Genomic DNA, 24,461 nt, shown 5'->3' with positions numbered 1-24,461 from the left:
CGGCCATGACCGCCACGACGACGTCGGGTCCGGGCGCCCGCACCGGTGCCGGTACCGGCACCGGCTGGACGCTGCACCCCGACCGGGGCCTGCCCGCCGACCCCGTGCTGCGGTCGCTGGCCCGTCAGGTGCTCGAGGCGATCCAGCACCTCCCGATCGTCTCCATGCACGGGCACGTCGACGTCGGCCTGCTCGAGCGCGACGAGGCGTTCGGGGACCCGGCCTCGCTGCTCGTCGTGCCCGACCACTACCTCGTCCGGATGCTCGTCTCCCAGGGGGTGCCGCACGACGCGCTGGGCGTGCCGCGGCGCGACGGGGGTGCGGTCGAGACCGACCCGCGGGAGATCTGGCGGACGTTCGCCTCGCACTGGCACCTCTTCCGCGGGACGCCGACCCGGTTCTGGCTCGAGCACGTGCTCGTCGAGGTGCTCGGCGTGCAGGACCGTCCGTCGGCGGCCAGCGCGGACGCGACGTACGACCAGGTCGCGACGCGGCTGGCCGAGCCCGGCTTCCGCCCCCTGGCGCTGCTGGACAGGCTCGGCATCGAGATCCTGGCGACGACGGACGCCGCCGACGCCGACCTCGGCAGCCACGCGGCGCTGGCCGCCCGCGGGTGGTCGCGGGTGGTGCCCACGTTCCGGCCGGACGCCGTGCTGCACGTCGACCGGCCGACCTGGCGGACCGACGTCGCGCGGCTCGGGGAGCGTGCCGGGATCGAGGTCACGGGGCTGCCCACCCTCCTGGCCGCGCTGGAGGAGCGCCGCCGCGCCTTCGTCGCCGCCGGCGCGCGCGCCACCGACCACGGGCACCTGTCCGCGGACACCACGCCGCTCGACCCGGCCGAGGCGGACCGCGTCGTCGTCGCGGCGCTGCGCGGCGAGGTCGAGCCGGCCGCCGCGCAGGCCCTGTCCGGGCACCTGCTGCTCGAGATGGCGCGGATGTCCACGGAGGACGGCCTCGTCATGCAGCTGCACCCGGGTGTGCTGCGCGACCACGACCCGCGGGTGCACGTGCAGCGCGGACCCGACGTCGGCTACGACATCCCCGTCGTCACGGAGTACACGCGCGCGCTGCGGCCGCTGCTCGAGCGGTACGGGCACCACCCGCGGCTGCGGCTCGTGCTGTTCACCGTCGACGAGGACGCGTTCAGCCGCGAGCTGGCGCCGCTGGCCGGCGTCTACCCGGCGGTGCGGCTGGGTGCGCCGTGGTGGTTCCTCGACACGCTCGACGGCATGCGGCGGTTCCGGGAGGCGGTCACCGACACCGCCGGCTTCTTCAACACGACCGGGTTCGTCGACGACACGCGGGCATTCCTGTCGATCCCCGCGCGGCACGACATGGCCCGGCGCGTCGACGCCGGGTACCTCGCGCGGCTCGTCGCCGAGCACCGGCTGGACCTCGACGAGGCGGTCGAGACGGCGGTCGACCTCGCGTACCGCCTGCCGCAGGCGGCCTACCCGCCGTTGCTGGGCTGATCGCCCGGCCCGGCCGGGCGTGCCGACCGAGCACGCCGGCCGGGCAGGCGGGCTGGGCACGCCGGCGGGGCACCGTCAGGTGACGGCGCCCAGCTGCCAGGGCACGAACTCGTCGGACCCGAGGTCCAGCTCCTCGGACACCGTCTGCTCACCGGAGGCCACGGCGAGGACGCGCTCGAAGAGCTCCTCGCCGATCTCCTCGACGGTGGCGGTGCCCGTGACGATGCGCCCCGCGTCGAGGTCCATGTCCTCGCGCATGCGCTCGTAGGTCTCGGTGTTGGTCGCGACCTTGATGGACGGCGACGGCTTGCACCCGAGCACGGAGCCCCGGCCGGTGGTGAAGACGACGACCGTCGCGCCGCCGGCCACGATGCCCGTGACAGACACCGGGTCGTAGCCGGGCGTGTCCATGAAGACGAGCCCGCGCTCCGTGACGGGTTCGGCGTACTCCTTGACGGCGACGAGCTCGGCCGTGCCCGCCTTGGCCACCGCGCCGAGCGACTTCTCGAGGATGGTCGTGAGGCCGCCGGCCTTGTTGCCGGGGGAGGGATTGTTGTCCATGGTGCCGCCGCCGGCCGCGGTGTAGCCCTTCCACCAGTCCAGCCGGTCGAGCAGCCGCTGGCCGACCTCCCGGCTGACGGCCCGCCGCAGCAGCAGGTGCTCGGCGCCGAAGACCTCCGGCGTCTCGGCCAGGACCGACGTGCCGCCCTGCGCGACGAGCAGGTCGCTCGCCCGGCCCAGCGCCGGGTTGGCGGTGATGCCGGAGTACCCGTCGGAGCCGCCGCAGTTGAGGCCGAGCACCAGCGCCGAGGCCGGTGCCTCCTCGCGGCGCAGGGCGTCGATCGCGGGGAGCATCTCCTCGATGGCGGCCACGCCCGCGCGCACCGTGGCGCGGATGCCGCCGGTCTCCTGGATGACCAGCCGCCGGACCGGCGTGCCCGGGGCGAGCGCGAGCCCGTCGAGCAGGCCGTCGACGGGCAGCATCTCGCACCCCAGTCCCACGACGAGCAGGCCCGCCATGTTGGGGTGGGACGCGTACCCGCGCAGCGTGCGGCGCGTGACCTGCGCACCGTCGCTCGTGGGGACCAGGCCGCAGCCGGTGTCGTGCGTGAGGGCGACGACGCCGTCGACGTGCGGGTAGGCGTCGAGCACGCGCCCGCGGAACTGGTCCGCGATGAGCCGGGCGGTGGAGGCCGAGCAGTTCACGCTCGTGACGATGCCGATGTAGTTGCGCGTGCCCCAGCGGCCGTCGGCGCGACGGTAGCCCCGGAAGGTCCGCTCGACGGCCGCCGGGGGCAGCGCGACGCGGGCCGTGCCGAACTCGTAGGCCCGGTCCGCGTCGTCCATGCCGAGGTTGTGGCTGTGCACGTGGTCGCCGGGGGCGATGTCCCGGGTGGCGCGGCCGATCGACTGGCCGTACTTGAGGACCGGCTCTCCGGCGCCGGCTGCCCGGACCGCGAGCTTGTGCCCGCGCGGGACGGTGAGCGGCAGGGTGACGACGAGGCCGCCGTCCGCGGCCGGCAGCGCCACCTGCGTGCCCCGGCGCAGCTCGCGGGTGGCGACGGCGACGTGGTCGCCGGGGCGCAGGCGGAGCGCGACGTCGGCGAGCGCGAGCGGGGTGGCGGTCGTGGTCATGCGGGCAGGTCCTCGCTCCGGTCCGTGCGCGCCCCAGCGGTGCGCCTCGCCAAGATAACGCTTTCTCAGCGCGTCACGACAGGGGTGTCCCACCGGTCGGGCGGCAGCGCCTCGACGACGGACCAGCGCTCGTCGTCCGTGCCCGCCAGGCGCACGGGGGTGCCGGCGCGCCAGCGGGACGTCCCCGCGGGCAGGACCACCGCGGGCGACCAGGGGGAGCAGCCCGTGGCGGTGACGGGTGTCAGCAGCGGGCGGCCGTACCGGTCCTGCCCGACGAGCCAGCGCGCGGCGTGGGCGTCCTCGGCGCGGCCGTCGGGCCGGCCGCTGGGCGGGCCGTCCGGCAGGCCGGCGGGCCGGCTGTCGGGCCCGCCGTCGGTGGCGAGCGTCCGGCCCGTGCGCAGCGAGGCGAGGACGACGCGGTCCCCGGGGCGGACGGTCCGACCGGGTTCGGCGGGCTGCCGCGTGAGCACCAGCGGCAGCGGCCGCGGCGCGTACCGCAGCGCGAACAGGCCGCGCCAGGTCCGGCCCGTGCTCGAGCTCCACCCGGTCCCGCCCGCGCGGGCGGTGAGCCGCGTCGTACGTCCGGGGTGGTTGGGGTCGTAGACGTCCAGCTCGGTGGTCACGCCGTCGGTCCGGTACGCGTGGGCGACGACCTGGTGGTTGTCCCCGGCGGCGGGCAGCCGGCGCGCCACGACGAGCCCGACGAGCACCGGCCGCCCGGCGTCGAGCTCCGCCAGGACCGCCGGCAGCCCGTCCCGGCGGGTCAGCGTCCCGACGCCGATGACGGGCGGACGGTCCTCGTCGGGCCGCAGCGACCAGGTGAGGAACCGCAGCACGCGCGGCTGCGCGAAGGTGCGCAGCTGCCGGCGCAGCAGGGCGTCGGCGAGCCAGTGCCCGTCGGACGGGACGCGACGCGGCGCCCAGAGGCCGGCGTCGAGCCGGGGTGCGGGGACGCCGGCGTGGTGGTGGTCCAGCGCCAGCGCCGCCATGCCGCCGCACCGGCCCGCCGTGGCCACCCGCCGGCCGCCGGGCAGCGGCAGCACGACGTTGATGAAGGCGTTGGGGAACCGGAACCCGTGCACGCGCGGGTCGAAGCCCGTCCGGGCCTCGCGCCCCGGCACCTAGACCCCGCCCGGGTGGCCGAGCACGCGCCACGCCTCGTAGGTCGCCACCGCGGCCGCGTTCGACAGGTTCATCGAGCGCCGCCCCGGCAGCATCGGGATGCGGACGCGGTCCGTCACACGCGGGTGCGCCACGACCTCGGCGGGAAGCCCCGTCGGCTCGGCCCCGAAGAGCAGGACGTCGCCGTCGCGCCAGTCCACCTCCGTGTGCCACCGCGTCGCCTGCGTCGTGAACGCCAGCACCCGCGCGTCGGGCAGCGTCGCGAGCAGTGCGTCCAGGTCGCCGTGCACCACGACGTGCGCCAGGTCGTGGTAGTCCAGGCCGGCCCGTCGCAGGCGGGCCTCCGACAGGTCGAACCCCAGCGGCTCGACGAGGTGCAGCGTGGCCCCCGTCCCGGCCGCCATGCGGATGGCGTTGCCCGTGTTGCCGGGGATGCGCGGCTCGTGGAAGACGACGTGCAGCACGGGTCAGACCCCCAGGGCCAGGCCCTCGTCGTCGGCCACGCGGGACCTGGGGTCGGTGGCACCCGCGTCGCCACCCGCGTCGTCGCCCCTGCCGTCGCCCGTGCCGTCGCCCGTGCCCGGCCCTGCGCCCAGCGCCGCGAGGACGCCCGCGCCGTACCGCTCGAGCTTCGCCGCGCCGACGCCGCTCACCCCGGCCAGCTCGGCCGTCGTCGCCGGCCGGCGCGCCGCGATGTCGCGCAGGGTCGCGTCGTGGAAGACGACGTAGGCCGGCACGCCCTGCTCCCGCGCGGTCGTCGCCCGCCAGGCGCGCAGCGCCTCGAACCGCGCCGCCGCGTCCCCGTCGAGGTCGGCCGCGGCCTTCCCGGCGGAGCCACTCCCGCCGCCGCGCCGGTCCCCGCGCGACGAGGGCCGGCGCGGTTCCTCCCTCCGCAGCGGGACGGGCGTCGCCCCCCGCAGCACCCCGGCGCTGCCCTCGGTGAGGCGCAGCGTGCCGTAGCCGTCGGTGTCCACCGCGAGCAGCTCACGGGCCAGGAGCTGGCGGACGACCCCGCGCCACTCCGCCTCGCTGGTGTCGGCGCCGATCCCGAACGTGCTCAGCGCGGTGTGCCCGAGCTGCGTCACGCGGGGGGTCGTCTTCCCCCGCAGCACGTCGACGACGTGTCCGACGCCGTAGCGCTGCCCCCGCTGGTCCAGCCGCACGACCGTGAACAGCAGCTTCTGCGCCGCGACGGTCCCGTCCCACGTCTGCGGCGGGGTGAGGCAGGTGTCGCAGTTGCCGCACGGCTCGGACGGCTGCCCGAAGTACGCGAGGAGCCCCTGGCGCCGGCACGTCACCGTCTCGCAGAGCGCGAGCATCGCGTCGAGGTGCGCGGTGAGCCGCCGCCGGTGCGCGGCGTCGCCGTCCGAGGTGTCGATGAGCCGCCGCTGCTGCACGACGTCGGCCAGTCCGTAGGCCAGCCAGGCCGTCGACGGCAACCCGTCCCGGCCCGCCCGGCCCGTCTCCTGGTAGTAGCCCTCGACGGACTTGGGCAGGTCGAGGTGCGCGACGAACCGCACGTCCGGCTTGTCGATGCCCATGCCGAACGCGATGGTCGCGACCATGACGAGGCCGTCCTCGCGCAGGAACCGGGCCTGGTTCTCCTGCCGCACCCGCCGGTCGAGACCCGCGTGGTACGGCAGCGCGGGGATGTCCTCCCCGACGAGGAACGCCGCCGTCTGCTCCACCGAGTTCCGGGACAGGCAGTAGACGATCCCGCAGTCCCCGTCGTGCTCCGTGCGGATCAGGCGGAGCAGCTGCGCGCGCGGGTTGTCCTTGGGCTCGATCCGGTAGCGGATGTTGGGCCGGTCGAAGCTGGCGACGACCTGCAACGCGTCCTCGAGCTGCAGGCGCGTAGCGATCTCGGCGCGGGTGTGCTCGGTCGCCGTGGCGGTGAGGGCGATGCGCGGCACGTCGGGCCACCGCTCCTCCAGCAGCGCGAGCTGCAGGTACTCCGGTCGGAAGTCGTGCCCCCACTGGGACACGCAGTGCGCCTCGTCGATGGCGAAGAGCGCCACCGTCCCGCGGTCGAGCAGCGCGACCGTCTCCCGCACGACCAGCCGCTCGGGGGCCAGGTAGAGCAGGTCCAGCTCCCCGGCGAGGAACGCCTCCTCCGTCGCGCGTCGGGCCCCGGCGTCCTGGCTCGAGTTGAGGAACCCGGCACGTACGCCCAGCGCCGACAGCGCGTCCACCTGGTCCTGCATGAGCGCGATGAGCGGCGACACCACGACGCCGGTCCCGGGCCGCACGAGGGCCGGCACCTGGTAGCACAGCGACTTCCCGGCGCCGGTCGGCATGAGCACCAGGGCGTCCCCGCCGTCGACGACGTGCTGCACCACCGCGGCCTGGTCGCCGCGGAACCCCTCGTACCCCCAGACCTCCCGCAGCACCTCCACGGGATCCCGCCCGGCGAACCGCGCCGCCGCCCGCACCTCCTCCGCCCGCATCTCCGTGCCCGCGGGGGACGGGGTCGACGGCCGGCCACCGCCCTCGCGGTCCCCCCGCCGTGCCGACGCCCGCTCGGACGTCGTCCGCTCCGACATCGTCCGCTCGGACGTCGTCCGCTCCGACATCGTCCGCTCGGAGCCAGTCCGCTCGGACGTCGTCCGCAACCGCGACAACTCTCCAGCGGATGCCCGGCCGGCGTGGACGGGTGAGGGAGCCCATGCGTCGGGCTCGTCGTCCCATGCCGGGGGTTCGGTCACCGGCGGGTACCAGTCCTCGTCGCCCGGCACCTGCACGCCCCGCTCCACCGTCACCCGCCCAGCCTACGAGCCCCCTCCTCGCCCCCCGCCGCCGTCCACAGCAGCGCCGCACCGGAGTACCGCACCGGAGTGCAGCACCGGAGTGCCGCACCGGAGTGCCGCACCGGAGTGCCGCACCGGAGAGCCGCGGCTGGTGACCGTCGCCGACCACGACGTCTCTCGCGCTGCTACGTCGAGATACCGCAGTCGGCACCCTGTCGACGGCGTGTCGTGGCATCCCGACCGGGCGCGGGGGCCGATGAGGGAACGTGTCGACGGTGGACGACTGCGCGATGCAGCCGCTGGGGCCCCCGGGGGTGGGTCCGCACCTTCGCGCGATCGGCGGGGTCACCTGCCTCGTCGGTCGCACGAGCGAGGCGGGCCAGGCGCCACGACGCCGGATGCACTGCAGCAGGTGGCCCGCACCGACCGCGTCGGTGCCGCACCTGCGGGCGTTCTCGTCGTCGAGGTCCGTCGACATGCCACGACACGCCGACGACGGGGGTGTTCTGCTGGTACCTCGACGTAGTGCCGCGAGGACAGCGGTGAGGGGCAGATCCTGGCGTGGCGCGACGGGCTGGCTGGCGTCGCCGAGGCTCGCCGTGGTGCGCGGGGCGCGACGGGGCTCGCCCTGGCGCGACGGGCGGGCCGGCGTCGTCGAGGCTCGCCGTATGCGCGGGCGCGACGAGGCTCGCCCTGGCGCGGCGGGCGGGCCGGCGTGGCCGAGGCTCGCCGTGGTGGGTGGGCGCGACGAGGCTCGCCGTGGTGCCCCGACGCCGAGGGCCACGCGGCTCGTCGGTGGTCCGCGTGGTCGCGCCGAGGAGGTCGGCGGGTCAGCTGCCGGGCGTCGCCCGCGTGGCGAGGGCGAGGGCGCGTCTGACGCGGTGGCGCAGGCGGAGGGCGTGGTGGTGGAGGTCCTCGGGGAGGACCGTCAGGACGACCCAGCCCTCCTCGACGAGCCGCTCGCGCCGGGTGCGCACGTGCAGGGCCGACCGGCCCTCCAGCGCGTGCTGCGGGGCGTCGCAGTCCAGCACGAGACGGTGCTCGGGGTAGCCGAGGAGGGGGCCCGCCTGTCGGCCGAACGCCGCTCGGTGCGTGAGGTCCCGGAGCCGCGGCAGCGTGCCGAGGTGCAGGGCGCGGTGCGTGGCCGCCTGGAGGGGGCAGCACGTCCCGGGCAGGACGCTGCGCGCCACCGCGGCCGCTGTCCTGCGGCCGCGGCTGCCGGTCGGCATGGACGCCACGGCGCCGCCGAGCTCGTCACGGGTCGTGACGGCGACGCGGTGCGCGGTGAGCGCGTCGGCGAGCTCGAGGAGGTCGCGCTCGCCGAGCACGGGCGCGAGCTGGGCCCAGGCGTGCGCGGCGGTGACGACCGGCAGGCCGAGGTGAGTGGCGGCGGCGTCGGGTTCCAGGAGTGCGCTGGACGTGTGTGCTGCGACTCCCCGGCGGCGCGGGATGCGGGTGCCGGGCGGGACGGCGACGTGGAGGGCGCAGTCGTCGCTCCACCGCTCGGGAAGGGCCGCCCCTCGGAGGCGGAGGGCGGTCCACCGGGAGAACGCGGCATCTAGTGGGAGGTGGGGTAGGAGCAGCGCGCAGGAGGTGGCCAGTGGTGGCAGTGGGACGTCCGGGAGCACGGGCACAGGACAACGGTCCTGAGGGCGGCGGGACCGCGCGCGGACTCCGGCGGTGGACGGTCGCGGCGGACGGCGGGTCTGGGGACGTGCCGACGGCCCCGGCAGAGGTGCCGGGGCCGTCGGGTGTCGGCGGATCCTGCGATCGGCGGGCCGTGGTGCTCGACGGGCGGCCGAGCACCACGGTCACCGGGTCACGACGTCACTGGACGTCGTCGTCGACCCAGTCGAGGGTCTTCTGGACGGCCTTCTTCCACAGGCGGTACTGGCGGTCGCGCTCGGAGGACTCCAGGTCGGGGGTCCAGCGCTTGTCCTCGGCCCAGTTGTCGATGACGTCCTGCTCGCCCTTCCAGAAGCCGACGGCGATGCCCGCGGCGTAGGCGGCGCCGAGGGCGGTCGTCTCGGCGACCTTCGGGCGGACGACGGGCACGTCGAGGATGTCGGCCTGGAACTGCATGAGCAGGTCGTTCTTCGTCATGCCGCCGTCGACCTTGAGCTCCGTCAGCGCGACGCCGGAGTCCGCGTTCATGGCGTCGAGGACCTCGCGCGTCTGGAAGGCGGTGGCCTCCAGCGCCGCGCGGGCCAGGTGGTTGCGGTTGACGTAGCGCGTGAGGCCGACGATCGCGCCGCGGGCGTCCGAGCGCCAGTACGGGGCGAACAGGCCCGAGAACGCCGGGACGATGTAGGCGCCGCCGTTGTCCTCCACCTTCGAGGCCAGGTACTCCACGTCCTGGGCCTCCATGAAGAAGCCGAGGTTGTCGCGCAGCCACTGCACGAGCGACCCGGTGACGGCGATGGAGCCCTCGAGGGCGTACACCTGCGGGGCGTCGCCGATCTTGTAGGCGACCGTGGTCAGCAGGCCGTTCTTCGACGGTACCGGCTCCGTGCCGGTGTTGAGCAGCATGAAGTTGCCCGTGCCGTACGTGTTCTTGGCGGTGCCGACCTCGAAGCAGGCCTGGCCGAACGTCGCGGCCTGCTGGTCGCCGAGGATGCCGGCGATCGGCACGCCCGGGACCATACCGCCCTGGCGGCCGTGGCCGTAGACCTCGGACGACGAGCGGATCTCGGGCAGCATCGACAGCGGGACGCCCATCTCCGCCGCGATCTCCTCGTTCCAGGTGAGCGAGTCGACGTTCATGAGCATCGTGCGCGAGGCGTTGGTGACGTCGGTGACGTGGATGCCGCCCTCGACCCCGCCGGTCATGTTCCACAGCACCCAGGAGTCGGTGTTGCCGAACGCCAGCTGGCCCTTCTCGGCCTTCTCCCGGGCGCCCTCGACGTTGTCGAGGATCCAGCGGATCTTCGGGCCGGAGAAGTAGGTGGCCAGCGGCAGGCCGACGCGGTCCTTGTACCGGTCGTTGCCGCCGCCGAGGGCGGCCAGCTCGTCGGCGATCTTCTGGGTCCGGGTGTCCTGCCAGACGATGGCGTTGTAGACGGGCTTGCCGGTGGTGCGGTCCCACACGACGGCCGTCTCGCGCTGGTTGGTGATGCCGACGGCCGCGATGTCGTGGTGGGTCTTGTTGGCGCGGGTGAGCGCCAGCGCGACGACCTCGCGGACGTTGTTCCAGATCTCCTCGGGGTCGTGCTCGACCCAGCCGGCGCGCGGGAAGATCTGCGCGTGCTCCTTCTGGCCGACGGAGACGATGCTGCCGCCGTGGTCGAAGAGGATCGCGCGGCTGCTGGTGGTGCCCTGGTCGATCGCGATGACGTACTGCTCGGCCATGTGCTGTCTTCCTTCGTCGTCGGTCCGGGCGTCGGTGCCCGGGCGTGCAGCGGGGAGGGGTGGGACGGTGGCGGGCGTCAGCCCAGGTACCAGCGGGCGACGAGGCCGGCGAGGATGCCGCCGACCGCGGGACCGGCGACCGGCACCCAGGAGTAGGCCCAGTCGGACGAGCCCTTGCCGCGGATGGGCAGCAGCGCGTGGACGAGGCGCGGGCCGAAGTCACGGGCCGGGTTGATGGCGTAGCCCGTCGGGCCGCCGAGGCTGGCGCCGATGCCGACGACGAGCAGCGCGACGGCGAGCGGGCCGATCTCCGCAGGGGTGTTGCCGAACAGCAGCACGACGAACACGAGGACGAAGGTGCCGATGACCTCGGTGAGGAAGTTCCAGGAGTACGCGCGCAGCTCCGGGCCGGTGGAGAACACGCCCAGCTTCACGCCCGGGTCGGCCTGCTCGTCGAAGTGCTTCTTGTACGCGAGGTAGGCCAGGACCGCGCCGAGCATGGCGCCGCCGACCTGGGCGACCACGTAGAGGAAGCCGTTGACGACCGAGACCGGCACGCCCGGGGCGAACTCCTCCGCGCCGGACGACCACAGGCCGAGCGTGACGGCCGGGTTGAGGTGCGCGCCGGACTTGAAGGACACGTACACGCCGGCGAAGACCGCGAGGCCCCAGCCGAAGTTGATGAGGAGCCAGCCGCCGCCGAAGCCCTTGGTCTTCGGCAGGATGACGTTGGCCACCACACCGGCACCGAGCAGGATGAGCATCGCGGTGCCCAGGAATTCGGAGCCGAACGCTTCTCCGATGCTGATGGAGTCCACGGAAGACCCTTTCTCTTGACGTCGTCGTCACTCCGTACCGGGGGCAGGTCCCGGTGCGGTCCAGCAGGCGGCGGCACCCGCGGGGTGGGTGCCGCCGGTCGAGCTCAGGTGCCGTAGGGGGCCGCGGTCCCCATGCCGGCGGGGGAGCCGGGCTTGAGCCCCGCCCCCGGGTTCCCACCCTTGTGCCCCGTGCCGTCGAGGGGCAGGAGCGACACGACGTCCTCGGCGGCGAGGCGGGCCGCCTCGGCCGACCGGTCGTCGGGCTGCTGGGCGGCGCGGTCCTCCGCCTCGGCCCGGGCGACGTACGCCGCGATCTCGCGACGACGGGTCTCGTCGTCCCAGCCGAGGACGGGGGCCAGGAGGTCGGCGATCTGTTCGAGGGCGCCGACGCCCTTGTCCGCCTGCTCGTAGTTGAGCCGGGTGCGGTGCATGAGGACGTCGTCCAGGTGCAGCGCGCCCTCGTGGCTGGCGGCGTAGACGATCTCCGCGCCGATGTACGCCGGCGCGTGCTCCAGCGGCAGGGCCAGGCCGGGGTCCGCCTCGCACAGCTCGACGAGCTCGGACAGCAGCGAGCCGTACCGGTGCAGCAGGTGGTCCATCCGGAAGCGGTCCCAGCCCCAGCGGTCGCCGATGCTCTTGGCCTGGCGCTGGAAGACCGACAGGCCCTCGGCGCCGGCCAGCGGCAGGTCGTGCGTGAGCGAGGGCAGCGTCGTCGCGCGGGAGCCGATCGCGAAGTCGACGGCGTCCTTGGCCATGACGCGGTACGTCGTCAGCTTGCCGCCGGCGATGACCGTGAGGCCCGGGACCGGCGAGGCGACGGTGTGCTCGCGCGACACCTTGGCCGACGAGGTCCCCTCCTTCGTGCCCGGCTGCAGCAGCGGGCGCAGGCCGGCCCAGGTGCCGATGACGTCCTCGCGCGTGATCGGCCGTGCCAGGACCGTGTTCGCGTGGTCGATGACGTAGTCGATGTCCTCGCTCGTCGCGACCGGGTGCGTCAGCTCCTGCTCCCACGGGGTGTCCGTGGTGCCGATGACCCAGTACCGCGACCACGGGATGATGAAGAGGACCGACTTCTCGGTCTGCAGGATCAGCCCGGTGTCGCCGGCGATGCGCGAGCGCGGCACGACGATGTGGATGCCCTTGGAGGCCAGCACCCGCAGGCCGCCGTCGGAGCCGGCCAGCGACTCGGTCTGCTCGGTCCACACGCCCGTGGCGTTGATGACCGAGCGGGCGCGCACGTCCAGGTGCTCGCCGGTCCCCAGGTCGACGAGCTCGGCGCCCGTGACCGCCCCGGCCTGCGTCGTGTGCAGGTCGACGACCTGCGTGCGGCTGGCGGCGTGGGCGCCGTAGGACACGGCCGTGCGCACCAGCGTCTCGACGAGCCGCGCGTCGTCGACGGACGCGTCCCAGTAGCGCACCGCGCCGATGGCGGCGTCGTGGCGCAGGTCCGGGAACAGGCGCTCCATGCCCTTGCGCGTCAGGTGCCGGTGGATCGGCATCGCGCGGCGGCTGCCGGAGACGGAGGCCAGCGTGTCGTACAGCGCGACGCCCGCCCCCACGTAGGCCCGCTCCCAGACGCGGTTCTCCAGCGGGTAGAGGAACGACACCGGCTTGACCAGGTGCGGCGCCAGCCGCGTGATGAGCAGGTCGCGCTCCGTGAGGGCCTCGCGGACGAGGTGGAAGTCGAGCATCTGCAGGTAGCGGAGGCCGCCGTGGACGAGCTTCGAGGAGCGCGACGACGTCCCCGACGCCCAGTCCTGCCCCTCGACGATCGCCGTCGACAGCCCGCGACTCACGGCGTCGAGCGCGATGCCGGCACCGGTGACGCCACCGCCGACGACGAGGACGTCGAGCTCGGCGTCCCTCTCGGTGCTGCGGCGCATCCGGTCGAGCGCGTCGCGGCGGGCCGCCGCGGTCAGCGGAGCGGTTCTCATGGGCCAGGTCCTCTCGTCGTGCCTCGTCGCACCGGTGGTCCGTCGTGCGGCCCGGCAGGGCCGGGCGCGTCCCCGCGGCCCACCGGGCCTCCTGCCCCGACATCGTTCCCAGGGGACGAACGTTCGCGCAACACCGCTGAACGGATGTGCACAATGGCCTCCCCGTCCCCCGGAGGGGTGGTCTCGAGGGCGGACGGACGTGCACGCAGGCCCCTGGCGCGGCCGCGAGTCGGCGGGCCACGATGCCCCTGGGCGACGAGGAGGTCGGCATGGAGGTGGCGGAACGGGAGCAGGACGTCCTGCGTGCGGCGTCGATGTACTACCTGCAGGACCTCAAGATGGAGGTGATCGCGCGGCACCTGGGCACCTCGCGGTCCACGGTGTCGCGGCTGATCAAACGTGCGCGCGAGACGGGCCTGGTCGAGATCACGCTGCGGCCGGCCAGCACGCGGGCCCCGGGCCTCGGGCGGACGGTCGCGGCGGCCTACGGGCTCGACGCGTACGTCGTGCCCGTCCCCGACTCCGCCGGCCAGGTCGAGCGGCTGGACCAGGTCGCCATGACGGCGGCGCGGCTGCTGTCGTCGTGGTTCGACTCGGACATGGTGCTCGGGGTGGCCTGGGGGACGACGCTGGCGACCGTCTCGCGCTTCCTGGCCCCCAAGCCGACCCGCGGGTCCGCCGTGGTGCAGCTCAACGGCGCGGCCAACATGCGCACGTCGGGCATCGAGTACGCCTCCGACCTCATCTCGAGCTTCGGCACCGCCTTCGGGGCCGCCGTGCACCACTTCTCGGTGCCCGCGTTCTTCGACTTCCCGGAGACGAAGGCGGCGATGTGGCGCGAGCGGTCGGTGCTGCGCGTGCTCGACATGCAGCGGCGCGCGGACATCGCGCTGTTCAGCGTCGGCGCCGTGGCGGGTGCGGTGCCCAGCCACGTCTACGCCGCGGGCTACCTCGACGACGAGGACGTGGCGACCCTGCACGCCGAGGGCGTCGTCGGGGACGTGTGCACGGTGTTCCTGCGCGCCGACGGCTCCTGGCGCGACGTGGGCCTCAACGCCCGCGCGACGGGGCCGACGCCGGAGGAGCTCGTGCGCGTCCCGCGGCGCGTGTGCGTCGTGGCGGGGGACAACAAGATCGCCCCCCTGCTGGCGGCGCTGCGTGCGGGGGTGGTCACGGACCTGGTCATCGACGAGCTGACGGCCACGCGCCTGCTCGAGCACGCCGGCGGCGGGCCGGCGCGACGGGGGCGCGGACGGCGTGCGGGCTAGCCTGCGCCCGTGACCTCGTTCCACGTGCGGCCCGCGCTCCCGGCCGACGTCCACGCGATCCACGACCTCGTCGAGCCCTACGCCGCGGAGCGCATCCTGCTGGCCAAGGAGTGGGTGGGCTACTACGAGTCGGTGCAGGAGTTCCTCGTCGCCGAGAGCACGGGACCGTCCAGCACGACGGGCGGCACGACGGGCGGCGGGCGGCCCGAGGTCCTGGGCTGCGGGGCGCTGCACGTCATGTGGTCGGACCTGGCGGAGATCCGCACGCTGGCGGTCTCGCCGCGCGCGCGGCACCAGGGCGTGGGGCACGCGCTCGTCGACGGGCTGGTGGCGCGGGCGCGGTCGATCGGGCTGCAGCGGGTGTTCTGCCTGACCTTCGAGGTCGCGTTCTTCCGGTCCCACGGCTTCCGCGAGATCGAGGGCACGCCGGTCACGCCCGCGGTGTACGCCGAGCTGCTGCGCTCCCACGACGACGGCGTCGCCGAGTTCCTCGACCTCGCACGCGTGAAGCCCAACACCCTGGGCAACACGCGGATGCTGCTGGAGCTGTAGCGCCCTACCAGCCGGCGCCGTACGCCTGCACGGGCGTGCGGGCACCGGTGCTCGCGGTGGCGTCGGCGAGCGCCTCCGCGGGCGAGCGCCCGGCGGCCAGTCCCGCGTGCACGGCCGGCAGCAGGACGCAGGCCTCGTCGTCGGCCACGGCGGCGGGGGACGCGAGCACGCAGCGTGCACCGGCGTGCAACCAGGCGCGTGCCATGCCGAGCGACTCGTCGCCCCACGGGCCCGACGCCTGGCCGAGCTCGCACGCGGACAGCACCACCGTCGTCGGCACCGCCGCCAGCCGGCCGACGTCGTAGCCCCACCAGGGCCCGTCGGCGAGTCGGACCGCGGAGAACCACGGGTTCTCGGGCGCGTGCCGCCCGTGCCCGACGAGGTGCAGGAGGTCGGCACGGGCCGCGGGACCGGCGACGGCGGCGGTCGTGGCGTCCGGCCCGACGAGCAGCGTGCTCGCCAGCCCGGTCGCCGCCCGGACGGCCGCCACCGCGCGCACCTCCTCCTCCGCCCGGGGCACGTCCGGGCCGGCGACGAGGAGCGCCGACGCGGGGCCCGGCGGGTGCGCCGCCGGCCGTGGCCCTCCCACCTGCCGGACCCAGCGCGTGAGCGACGGGGCGACGGTCACCGCGCGGTCGTCGAGCCCGGGGACGAGCGTCCACGGGACGCCCGCCAGCATGCCCGGCACGGACAGGACCACCCGCGACGTCGGCACGGCGGCGAGCGCCGGCGCGACGACCCGAGCCGCGAGGAGGGCCAGCCGCTCGTCGAGCGCCGCCCGCGCGGGGGCGCGCAGCGCGGCGGGCAGCCGGGCCGCGACGACGTCGAGGTCGGCCCGGAGACCGGCGAAGAGGTCCGGCCCGAGACCCGTCGCGTCGAGCGCGACCAGCCGCGCGGACGCCGGCCCGACGACGAGCGCGTGCAGGCCGTCCGCCGTCCGGACCCAGACGAGCGCGGTCGTCGCGGTGGCCGCCAGCGCCGCCTGCAGCGCCGCGAGGCGTACCGGCGGCACGGGGCCGTCACGGTCGCCGCCGCCTTCATCGTCACCGTCACCGCCGCCGCCGTCGCCGCGCGACTCCTCGGGGCCGGCGGCGGCCACCCAGCGCCGCTCCCGTAGCCGGCGCTGCAGGGCCTCCGCGCGCGCCCGGTCCGGACCCGTCGCGTCCGCGCCGAGCGCGCGCAGCTCGGTCAGCTCCGCCTCGGCGGCGGGGTCGGGCGCGGGGTGGCGGGCGGGGTCGGTCACGGGGGCGCCGAGGGTGTCGCCGGCGGCGGCGAGGGGCGTCGGCGGGTCGGTCCCGGGCGCCCGGGGGCCCACCGCGACCGACGCCAGCCCGCGCGCGCGCTCGGACCACGCCAGCACGGTCTCGGCCCGGCCCCCCGCCAGCGCGGCCGCGGTCCCCACCAGGGCGAGCCCGCGCCCGTGACCGGCGACCCCGCCCTGCAGGTCCGGCGACCCGAGCCGCGCCTCCCACCGGCGCAGCAGGTCCGTGCCGCGTCGCGCGGCGGCGAGCGCCTCGGCCCGCCGTCCGGCGGCCAGCGCGACGGTCGCCCGCACCTCCAGCGCGGCGACGAGCGTCGTCGTGGACACGGTCGCCCCCGCGCGGGCCGGGAGCCGACCCCGCCTCAGCCGCGCACACGCCGCGGCCGCGCCCTCGCGGGCCAGGACGGCGCGCGCCGCGAGGTGCGCGACGAGGGTCGCCTCGTCGGGCAGGCCGGCGGCGCGGGCGCGGGCCTCCAGGTCGTCGAGGTCCGCCGCCGCCGGAGGACGGCCGGCCGCGGTCGCGGCCGCCGCCGCGACGACCTCCGCCCGCAGCGCCGGCACGGGGGCGCCGTGGGCGCGCAGCCGCCGCGCGGCACGCCGGGCCACGACGGCCGACCGCGCGGGGTCGGAGGTCAGCAGCGTCCGGGCCAGGAGCACCTCGGCCTCGGCCTGGGGCCGGCGCAGGCCGTGGGCCCCGTGCACGGCGGCCGCGCGGGCGAGCAGCGGGGCTGCCTCCGCGGGCATCCCGGCGGCCAGGAGGACCTCGGCGCGGTCGGCGTCCGACACCGCCGTCGCGACGGGCGACCCCGCGACCGCGTCGTCGCGCGCGCCGGCCATGAGGTCGAGGGCGAGCGCCAGGTCCCCCGCGCGGCCGGCGGCGTACCCCTGGTTGTGCCGGGCGAGCGCCGCGTCGGTGCGCCGGCCGGCGGCGAGGTAGGCGTCGTGCGCGGCGGCGTAGTCGCGCTCGGCGGCGGCGCCGTGGCCGAGCTCGAGGTGCGCGTTCCCGCGGTTGAGCAGGACGCGGGCGCGCAGGGCGGGCTCGTGCAGGCCCGGCAGGGCCCGGTCGAGGTGGGTCAGCGCGCGCCGCGCGTCCCCGCGCCGCAGCTCGACGAGGCCCAGCTGCCCCGCGATCGTCGCCCGCACCTGCCCGTCCACGCCCGGCACGGCCAGCGCCCGCTCGCACAGCGCCACGGCCGCCGGCGCGTCCCCCGTCTCGGCCTCGACGTACGCGCGCGTGCCGAGCACCCGCGCCAGCAGGTCGCCGTCTCCGGCGGTGGTCGCCGCGGTCGCGGCTCGGTCCAGCAGGGGGCGGGCGGCTGCCGGGCGCCCGCGGTTGACCAGCGCGAGGGCGCGGGCGTGCAGCGCGGCGGCGTCGGCCGGGGCTGTGCGGGTGGCCGTGCGGGTGGTCGTACCGGTGCGCGTGGCCCTCACCCGCCGGGCGCGCGGGCGGCGAGGAGCACCCGCCGCGCGGCCTCGCCGCGGGCCAGGACCCGCTCGACGGCGGCACGGGCGCGCTGCACGCGGGCGGCCGAGTCCGGTGCGGGGCCCTCCGCGCGCAGCCTCTCGTCGAGCACGGCCGCGATGCGCCCGGCGACGACGGGGGCGGCGAAGGACGTGCCGCTCCAGACGGCGAACCCGCCGCCGAACGCGTCGGGGTCGACCGTGGAGCGCCGCCGGCCGCCGGCGGTCGTCGCCGCGAGCGCGCCCCAGCCGCCGTCGAACCCCGTCGGCAGCGTCGAGACCAGGGCCGCGCCAGGCGCCCACGTGCCGACCCAGGGGCCCGCGTTGGAGAAGAGCGCGTCGGTGCCGTCCGGGTTGAGCGCCCCCACGGCGAGGAGCGGCGCGGCCTGCGGGTCCACGACCACCGGCGGCGCCCCGGTGCTCCACGGCCCGAACGCCGCCGGGAACAGCGGCCGGGCCGTCGCGTCGTTGCCCGCCGAGCACACGACGACCGTCCCCGTCCGGCCGATGGCCGCCAGGTACTCGTACAGCGTGGGGTCGAGGAGGGCGTCGACGGGGGTCTCGTGGTAGTAGCCCAGGGACAGGTTGAGCACGTCCAGGGCACGACCCGTCCCGGGGGCGTCGGCCTCGCGCGTGACGAGCTCGGCCAGGGAGTCCAGGGCCGCGACGAGGTCGCTCTCCGCGATGGCGCCGTCCGAGCCGACGACCCGCCACGCGAGCACCTGGGCGTCGGGGGCGGCCGCGTGCACGAGGCCGGCGATGAAGGTGCCGTGCCCGGATAGGGGGTCGCGCACCCCGTCGAGGGGCCCGGTCTGGTCGGGGTGCACCTCCGGGTCGGCGAGGGGGTCGTCGAGCCCGACCGGCCGGCCGTCGACGGTGACCGCGCGCTCCACGACGGGCACCGGCGCCTCGTCGAACCAGGGGTGCGGGCCGCAGCCGGTGTCCAGCACGCCGACCGCCGTGCGGGGGCGGTCGGGGGAGGGGTCGCGCGACGGCCGGACGCCCGCCCACGCGACGGGCTGCAGCCCGCCGGAGCCGGGCAGGGCGTAAGCCGACGTCGCCGTGCCCTCGCCGAGGAAGGGGTTGCTCTGGTGGAACGGGTTGGACTGGTGGAAGGGGTTGCTCTGGTGGAACGGGTTCGACTGGTGGAACGGGTTGCTCTGGTGGAAGGGGCTCGACGAGAGCCGGCCCGTGAGCAGCACCGCGTGGTCCAGCCCGACGCCGACGAGGTCCAGCGGTGAGCGCGCGCGCCGCCGGGCCCGCTGCAGCAGGGCCCACGCGTCGGGCGGGAGCAGGGCCTGCGGACCGGCCCGCACGACGAGGACGACGAGGCCCAGGGGTCCCGTGGCCCAGGGGAGCCGCTCGGCGCGCTCGCGGGTGCGGCGCTCGTCCTCGGTGAAGGAGGTGCGGGCGCCGTCCGGGTCGCGCTCGACGACCCACCCGAGGTCGTCCGCGGCCTCCTGCAGCAGCGCGACGGCGGCCTCGGGGTCGCGCAGCGTGGAGACGAGCAGCCGGTCCGGCGCGCGGACGGTCGGGTGGACGGGGACGGCCGTGCGCTCGTCGAGGACGACGCGGTCGGCGGCGGCCGGCAGCGCCGCCCACCGCGTGCTGGGGACCTCCGGGGACCAGCGCGGCCCCGCGGCCGCCCTCGGGTCCGCGGGACGCCGGCGTCGCTGCGGTGTCACGGTGCACTCCTCTGCTCGGGTTGCGGGTGGGTGCGGCTCAGACCTCGAAGGCCGGGGTGCGCCAGCCGAGGGGACGGGCGGCGTCCGCGTCCTCCGGTGCCGGCGTGTCGGCCGGCTCGAACCAGAGGCTGGCCGGCCCGGCCGGGACGCGGGCGAGGGCGAAGCGGCCGTGGCGGTCCACCTCCGCGCGCAGCTCGTCGTCCCCGCGACGCAGCACGACCTGCCCCGGCCGGGCCGGCGCGACCCAGCCGTCGACCCGCCGCGGGGCGGGGGCGGGTCCCGCGACGCCCACGGCACCCACGGCACCGGTCGCGCCCGGGGCCAGGGCGGCGACGCGCAGGAGCACGTCGTGGACGCCGTCGGAGAACTGCAGGGTGCGCACGTCGTCGTCCCCGCGGGCGCCGACGAGCCCGCCCGGCAGGCCGACCGCGTCGAGCAGGGCCCACTCCGCCTCGAGCCCGGCGGCCTCGACGGCGGCGAGCGCCTCGTCGGCCAGGTCGGCGGGGACGGGGTCGGCCTCCTCCCACAGCGCGCGCAGCCGGCGCAGCAGCGCGGCGTCGTCGGTGGCGCTCACGTCCCCGCCCCCGTCCCGGGCAGGGCGTCGCCCTCCGCCGGCGGACCGGCCTCGGTCCCCGCCAGCAGCGCCCGCAGCCGGACGAGGCACCGGCCGCGGGTCGGGCCGATGCTGCCGACGGGCATGCCGAGGTCCTCGGCGATGCGCCGGTAGTCGGGCCGCTCGTCGAACGCGACGACGCGCAGGAGGCGGCGGCACCGCTCGGGCAGCGCGGCCACCGCCTGCCACAGGACCCGGTCCCGCACCCGGGTGCCGACGAGCTCGTCGGCGCCGGGGACGGGCGGCGCGGCCCGCTCGAGCAGCTCGTCGGGGGCGGCGTGCGCCCGGGTCTCGCGGCCGGCCGCGCGCCAGGCCTCCCGGCGGGCCGTCGTCATGAGCCACGCGGTCACGGCGCGGGGGTCCTGCACGGTGGCGGCGTGCGTGACGAGCCGGCCCCACACCACCTGCAGGACGTCGCGGGCCGTCTCCTCGTCGAGCCGGTAGGCCCGCACCACGTGCCACAGGGTGGGCGTCAGCGCGCGGACGAGGGTGCCGACGGCGGCCGCGTCGCCGTCACGCCAGGCCGTGAAGGCCTCGGCCGCGACCTCCCAGACCGGCGCCTCGGCCGCGGGCGCCACGACGGACGCGCCGTGCGCCCGCGTGCGGTCGTCCACGGCGACATGCTGGCCCCGCGGCGGTGTCGCCCACAAGGGTGGTGCGGTCGGCATCGTCGGCCCCCTCCTGTCGGGGGTCAGGAGCCGGGCCGCCGCGTCCTGATACCCGGCGGCGGGTGTTCTGCGGCGGGAGTCCTGCGGCGGGGTCTCAGCGCGGCAGGGCGTAGGCGACCTCGTCGTCCTCGCCGGCGCCCGCCTGCTCGACGACGAGGCCGTCCGCGACGAGCGCCGCCAGGCACCGCTCGCGCTGGACGCGGTCGGGCCACGTGCCCGCCACGACGTGCGCCGGCACGGGGCCCGGGGCCTCGCGCAGGAGGGCCATGACACGTCCGCGGACCTGGCGGTCGGTCCCCGTCCAGGCCTGCGTGCGCCGGCGGTGCGCGTGCGCGTCGGGCGGGCTGCCGGCGCGACGCCACCGACAGGCGTCCTCGACCGGGCAGGCCGCGCAGCGCGGCGACCGGGCGGTGCACACGAGCGCGCCGAGCTCCATCGAGGCGGCGGCCCAGCGGGCGGCACCGAGGTCGTCGTCGGGCAGCCAGGCCTCCGCCAGCCGCGTCTCGACCGCCGTGACGGCCGGCCCGGGCAGCGCCTCGCCGACCGCGAGCCGCGCCAGCACCCGCCGGACGTTCGTGTCGAGCACCACGGCCCGCCGGCCGTACGCGAAGGACAGCACGGCCCCCGCGGTGTAGGAGCCGACGCCGGGCAGCGCCAGCAGCTCGTCGGCCGTCGCCGGCACGGTGCCGCCGTGCCGCTCGACGACCGCCCGCGCGCACTCCTGCAGCCGCAGCGCCCGACGCGGGTAGCCCAGCCGGTCCCAGGCCCGCAGCACCTCGTCGGTGCCCGCCGCCGCGAGGTCGGCCGGGGTCGGCCAGCGCGCCATCCACGCCCGCCACGCCGGCTCGACGCGGACGACGGGCGTCTGCTGCAGCATCACCTCGCTGACCAGCACGCCCCACGCGGTGCGGTCGGGCGCGCGCCAGGGCAGGTCGCGGCGGTGCTCGTCGAACCAGGCGACGACGCGCTCGCGGACGTCCGCGGGCGAGGCGTCGGCCCGCGCGTCGGCCGGCGCGTCGACGGGCACGTCGGCGGGCACGTCGGCGGGGCCGCCCAGCCGTATGTTCGCCGGCACGGCCGGGGGGACGTCGGACGGCGCGGCGGGGGGCACCGCGGCATCCTGCCCCACCGCGTCGTCACCCCGGTGCCGGTGCCGGGCTGGTCCTCAGGGCGGTGGCGGCCGGCCTACGCGGGCCCGACGCCGACGCGGAATCGGGCCGAGAAGCCCGTGCCGGCGACGTCGAACGTGCGCTCGTCGGGGTGGCCGGGCACCTCGCGGGAGGACTGGACCTCGGCCGCGGCCCCCGGGCGCGCGACCGCCCGGATGCCGTCCTGGTCGTTCGCCCGGTCGTGGGCGGGGTCGTCGACGAGGTACCGCTCGCCGGTGTGGACGTACAGCTCCCACGGCGAGCCGGGGAAGACCTGCACGTAGTACTGCTTGTGGAAGACCACGTTGTCGGAGAAGCCGAGGCCCGTGCTGTCGCGCTCGCCGAGGTAGACGTCGAGGCGCAGCACCAGCCCCTGGGCGCCCTCCGGCACCGCCCCCGCGTCGACCCACCCCTCCCACAGCAGGCGGTCCGGCCCCGCCCAGCCCGTCGTGCGGTCGCCGCGCTCGGCGAGCGGTCGGGACAGCTCCTCCTGCAGGTCGGGGAGGGGGTCGGTCAGGTCAGGACGGTGGAACGGGCCGTAGCAGTTCTGCGCCTCGGCGCTGTGGTGCACCAGCTCGAAGTCGACGAACCGCGGCTTCACCGACACCCCGAGGTAGAACTCGCTGCGCCCGAAGAGGTCCCCGCCCCGGCTGACGTCGGCCTCGTCGAGCCGGAGCGTCACGCGATGCGTGCCGTGGAAGAACCGCATGGCGATCTCGTACGTCTCCCGCGAGGTGACGAGCGAGTCCGGACCGCCGTGGCACTTGTGCACGAAGGTCCGCGGCGCCCCCGGCAGCTGGGCGGAGGAGTGCAGGACGAGCCCGTCGCTGCGGTGGTGCGCGAGGGTGCCCTCGTCGAGCAGCGTGGCCAGGCGGTTGGCCGCCGACGCGACCGCGACGCCGTAGGCGCGGTGGTTCGTGCCCACGACGGTGAGGACCCGTCGGACGTCGAAGCACTCGGCCCACTCGGTGAACCGCGTGCTCGTCGGGTCGAACGACGACAGCTCCCGCTCGGCCCGTTCGACCAGCGGCAGCATGCGCAGCAGCCACCCGGGCGCCCGCTGGAAGGCGATGCCCCGGTGCGGGGTGCCGAGCGTGACGACGCGGTGCACGAGCCGCAGGGCCGCGCCGGCCTCCTCGCGGTGCATGCTCGCCAGGCCCTCGCGCACGACGAGGCCGCCCATGCTGTGGGCGACGACGTCGACGCCGTCGAAGTCCTCGCCGTGGCGGGCCGCGGACCGCTCGATCAGCCGCACGAGCCGGTGCAGCCCCTCGCCGTAGCGCTCGAGGGCGCGTGGCCGCAGGTCGTAGTAGCGGTAGACCCAGATCGTCCCGGCCACACCCGTCCGCAGCACGCGCGCCTCGGTCGTCGGGTCGAGCACGACGCTGCCGCGCACGGAGTCCTCGTCGAGGTGCCGCGGGTCGTGCGGGGGGTCGACGTCCCGGGCGTAGAACCCGACGACGTTCGTCGCGTCGCGGTACGGGTAGCGCTCGGACTTCAGCGCGCGCAGCACGAAGCCCTCGTAGATGTAGTTCTCGCCGCGCCGGGTGGGGTAGACCGAGCCGTCGTTGAAGCCCTGGTAGGGGCTGGCGGTCTCGTCGCCGACGTCCACGCCGCCGAAGCCGCGGACGAGCACCAGTGGTCGAGCTGCCGTCGTCATGCGGCCCCCTCGGTCCGCGCCACTTGGGCCGGGCACCCCTGCCCCGCTCGGGATGCTACGCGCGGGCGCGGGCGCGCCGGAAGGCCCTCGCCGGCGTACCGCACGCCCCGACGCCGCTCCGACGCCGCCCCGACGACGCGCCGCCGGGCCTCCCCGGGCCGCCGGCGGTCGTGCCTAGGGTGACGACGACCGGGTGCCGCGCCCGGCGCCCGACCGACCCGTCGCACCCGTCCCCGTGCGGACCCGTCCCGAGGAGAGCCGCGTGCCCGCGTCCACCCGTGCCCCGTCGGGGCGGCCCTCGCCCGGCGGCGCGCGCCCGGGGACCGGGGCCGCCCGGCCCCTGCCCGCGCACGTCTACCGCCGGCGTCGCGCTGTCGCGCTGGTCGTGCTGCTGGCGCTGGTCGCGGCGGTGGTCGTCGCCGTCGTGGCGGTGGTGAGGCTCCTGTCGCCCGACGAGGGGGCGGCCGCGACGGACGGCCCGGCGGCCGGGGCGCTCGTCGCCGGGGTGGCCGGCGGGCAGGCCTCGGCGCAGGGGGCGACGGGCGACGCCTCCGGTGCGGAGGGGGCGCCGGCGGCGGCACCGAGCCCCAGCCCCAGCGAGATCTCCGGCGTGCCGCTGTGCACGGCCGACGCGCTGCGCGTGGCGGCCGTGCCGACGACGACGGCCTTCCCCGCGGGCACCGACCCGACGTTCACCCTGCGCATCGAGAACACCGGGGACGACCCGTGCCTCGTCGACGCGGGGGACGCGCACCGGGAGGTCGTGCTCACCTCGGGCGACGACCGCGTGTGGTCGCCGCGGGACTGCGTGCCGGAGGGGGAGGGCTCCCGCCTGCTGCTGCTCGCGGGCGGCTCGGGCGACGAGCAGAGCCTGGCGTGGGACCGGGTCCGGTCGGCACCGGGCTGCCCCGGCGGGCAGGCGACCGCGGGGTCGGGGACCTACGCCCTGACGTTCTCGGTCGCGGGTGCGACGGCCCAGCCGGCGGTCTTCACCCTCGGCTGAGGCCGACCGGGGGCCTGGATCGGCAGGCGGGACGGTCAGACGGACCGCTCGAGGATGCTGGAA

Annotated in this window: 18 protein-coding genes; 4 read left to right on the top strand and 14 right to left on the bottom strand. The window is 76.6% G+C overall.

All coding sequences use genetic code 11. From position 1 onward, the window contains the following. The first annotated feature begins 5 nt into the window (after positions 1-5). Positions 6-1,475 (top strand): glucuronate isomerase, encoded by a 1,470-nt coding sequence (uxaC, locus tag BM048_RS04955; protein WP_090031160.1) that lies wholly within the window; start codon positions 6-8, stop codon positions 1,473-1,475. A 75-nt stretch (positions 1,476-1,550) separates the two neighbouring features. On the opposite strand, the gene BM048_RS04950 is transcribed toward uxaC, so the two are convergent. The 8 genes from BM048_RS04950 to BM048_RS04915 all read right to left on the bottom strand — a co-directional run bounded on the left by BM048_RS04950 (position 1,551) and on the right by BM048_RS04915 (position 13,079). Continuing rightward, positions 1,551-3,110: a UxaA family hydrolase gene (locus BM048_RS04950; protein ID WP_090031159.1), complete on the bottom strand. Its 1,560-nt coding sequence runs from the start codon at positions 3,108-3,110 to the stop codon at positions 1,551-1,553. 65 nt (positions 3,111-3,175) lie between these two features. Next, a complete protein-coding gene (locus BM048_RS04945) occupies positions 3,176-4,231 on the bottom strand; it encodes a hypothetical protein (protein ID WP_090031158.1) in 1,056 nt (351 codons plus the stop codon). Then, positions 4,232-4,696: a tRNA (cytidine(34)-2'-O)-methyltransferase gene (locus BM048_RS04940; protein ID WP_090031157.1), complete on the bottom strand. Its 465-nt coding sequence runs from the start codon at positions 4,694-4,696 to the stop codon at positions 4,232-4,234. A 3-nt stretch (positions 4,697-4,699) separates the two neighbouring features. Then, a complete protein-coding gene (gene recQ, locus BM048_RS04935; RefSeq protein ID WP_090031318.1) occupies positions 4,700-6,679 on the bottom strand; it encodes a DNA helicase RecQ in 1,980 nt (659 codons plus the stop codon). 1,130 nt (positions 6,680-7,809) lie between these two features. Next, positions 7,810-8,613 (bottom strand): hypothetical protein, encoded by an 804-nt coding sequence (locus tag BM048_RS17690; protein ID WP_139224299.1) that lies wholly within the window; start codon positions 8,611-8,613, stop codon positions 7,810-7,812. 193 nt (positions 8,614-8,806) lie between these two features. Then, on the bottom strand, positions 8,807-10,327 hold the full coding sequence (gene glpK, locus BM048_RS04925) for a glycerol kinase GlpK (RefSeq protein WP_090031154.1): 1,521 nt from the start codon (positions 10,325-10,327) through the stop codon (positions 8,807-8,809). A 77-nt stretch (positions 10,328-10,404) separates the two neighbouring features. Then, a complete protein-coding gene (locus BM048_RS04920) occupies positions 10,405-11,091 on the bottom strand; it encodes an MIP/aquaporin family protein (RefSeq protein ID WP_239078629.1) in 687 nt (228 codons plus the stop codon). Positions 11,092-11,249: 158 nt separating this feature from the next. Continuing rightward, positions 11,250-13,079 (bottom strand): glycerol-3-phosphate dehydrogenase/oxidase, encoded by a 1,830-nt coding sequence (locus BM048_RS04915; RefSeq protein WP_090031152.1) that lies wholly within the window; start codon positions 13,077-13,079, stop codon positions 11,250-11,252. 242 nt (positions 13,080-13,321) lie between these two features. Here BM048_RS04915 and BM048_RS04910 point away from each other — a divergent pair, with 242 nt between their 5' ends. Together BM048_RS04910 and BM048_RS04905 are read left to right on the top strand one after the other, a co-directional pair. After that, positions 13,322-14,347 (top strand): sugar-binding transcriptional regulator, encoded by a 1,026-nt coding sequence (locus BM048_RS04910; protein ID WP_244890634.1) that lies wholly within the window; start codon positions 13,322-13,324, stop codon positions 14,345-14,347. Positions 14,348-14,356: 9 nt separating this feature from the next. Then, a complete protein-coding gene (locus BM048_RS04905) occupies positions 14,357-14,899 on the top strand; it encodes an amino-acid N-acetyltransferase (protein WP_090031151.1) in 543 nt (180 codons plus the stop codon). Positions 14,900-14,903: 4 nt separating this feature from the next. Here the strand turns inward: BM048_RS04905 and BM048_RS04900 are convergent, their stop codons facing one another. The 6 genes from BM048_RS04900 to BM048_RS04875 form a co-directional block, all read right to left on the bottom strand. After that, positions 14,904-17,591 carry a CHAT domain-containing protein gene (locus tag BM048_RS04900; RefSeq protein WP_090031149.1) on the bottom strand — a complete coding sequence of 896 codons (2,688 nt, stop codon included), beginning with the start codon at positions 17,589-17,591 and terminating at the stop codon, positions 14,904-14,906. Further along, positions 17,588-19,306 (bottom strand): S8 family peptidase, encoded by a 1,719-nt coding sequence (locus tag BM048_RS04895; protein WP_090031148.1) that lies wholly within the window; start codon positions 19,304-19,306, stop codon positions 17,588-17,590. Before BM048_RS04895 ends, BM048_RS04900 begins: the two co-directional genes overlap by 4 nt. A gap of 37 nt (positions 19,307-19,343) precedes the next feature. After that, the gene (locus BM048_RS04890) at positions 19,344-19,880 is read right to left on the bottom strand and encodes a hypothetical protein (RefSeq protein ID WP_090031146.1); all 537 of its coding nucleotides are present in this window, start codon (positions 19,878-19,880) and stop codon (positions 19,344-19,346) included. Next, positions 19,877-20,533 carry an RNA polymerase sigma factor gene (locus BM048_RS04885; protein ID WP_239078609.1) on the bottom strand — a complete coding sequence of 219 codons (657 nt, stop codon included), beginning with the start codon at positions 20,531-20,533 and terminating at the stop codon, positions 19,877-19,879. Before BM048_RS04885 ends, BM048_RS04890 begins: the two co-directional genes overlap by 4 nt. Before the next feature lie 148 nt (positions 20,534-20,681). Beyond that, the gene (locus BM048_RS04880) at positions 20,682-21,614 is read right to left on the bottom strand and encodes an HhH-GPD family protein (protein WP_373308385.1); all 933 of its coding nucleotides are present in this window, start codon (positions 21,612-21,614) and stop codon (positions 20,682-20,684) included. Positions 21,615-21,772: 158 nt separating this feature from the next. Beyond that, entirely contained in the window at positions 21,773-23,395 is a 1,623-nt protein-coding gene (locus BM048_RS04875; protein WP_139224298.1) for an esterase/lipase family protein, read from the bottom strand. Between the two features lie 262 nt (positions 23,396-23,657). Here BM048_RS04875 and BM048_RS04870 point away from each other — a divergent pair, with 262 nt between their 5' ends. Next, entirely contained in the window at positions 23,658-24,398 is a 741-nt protein-coding gene (locus tag BM048_RS04870; RefSeq protein ID WP_239078608.1) for a hypothetical protein, read from the top strand. Positions 24,399-24,461 lie beyond the last annotated feature (63 nt).

The organism is Cellulomonas marina, from assembly GCF_900111925.1.
GTDB classification, from domain to species: Bacteria; Actinomycetota; Actinomycetes; order Actinomycetales; family Cellulomonadaceae; genus Cellulomonas; species Cellulomonas marina.
This window is presented reverse-complemented; position numbering and strand designations above follow the sequence as displayed.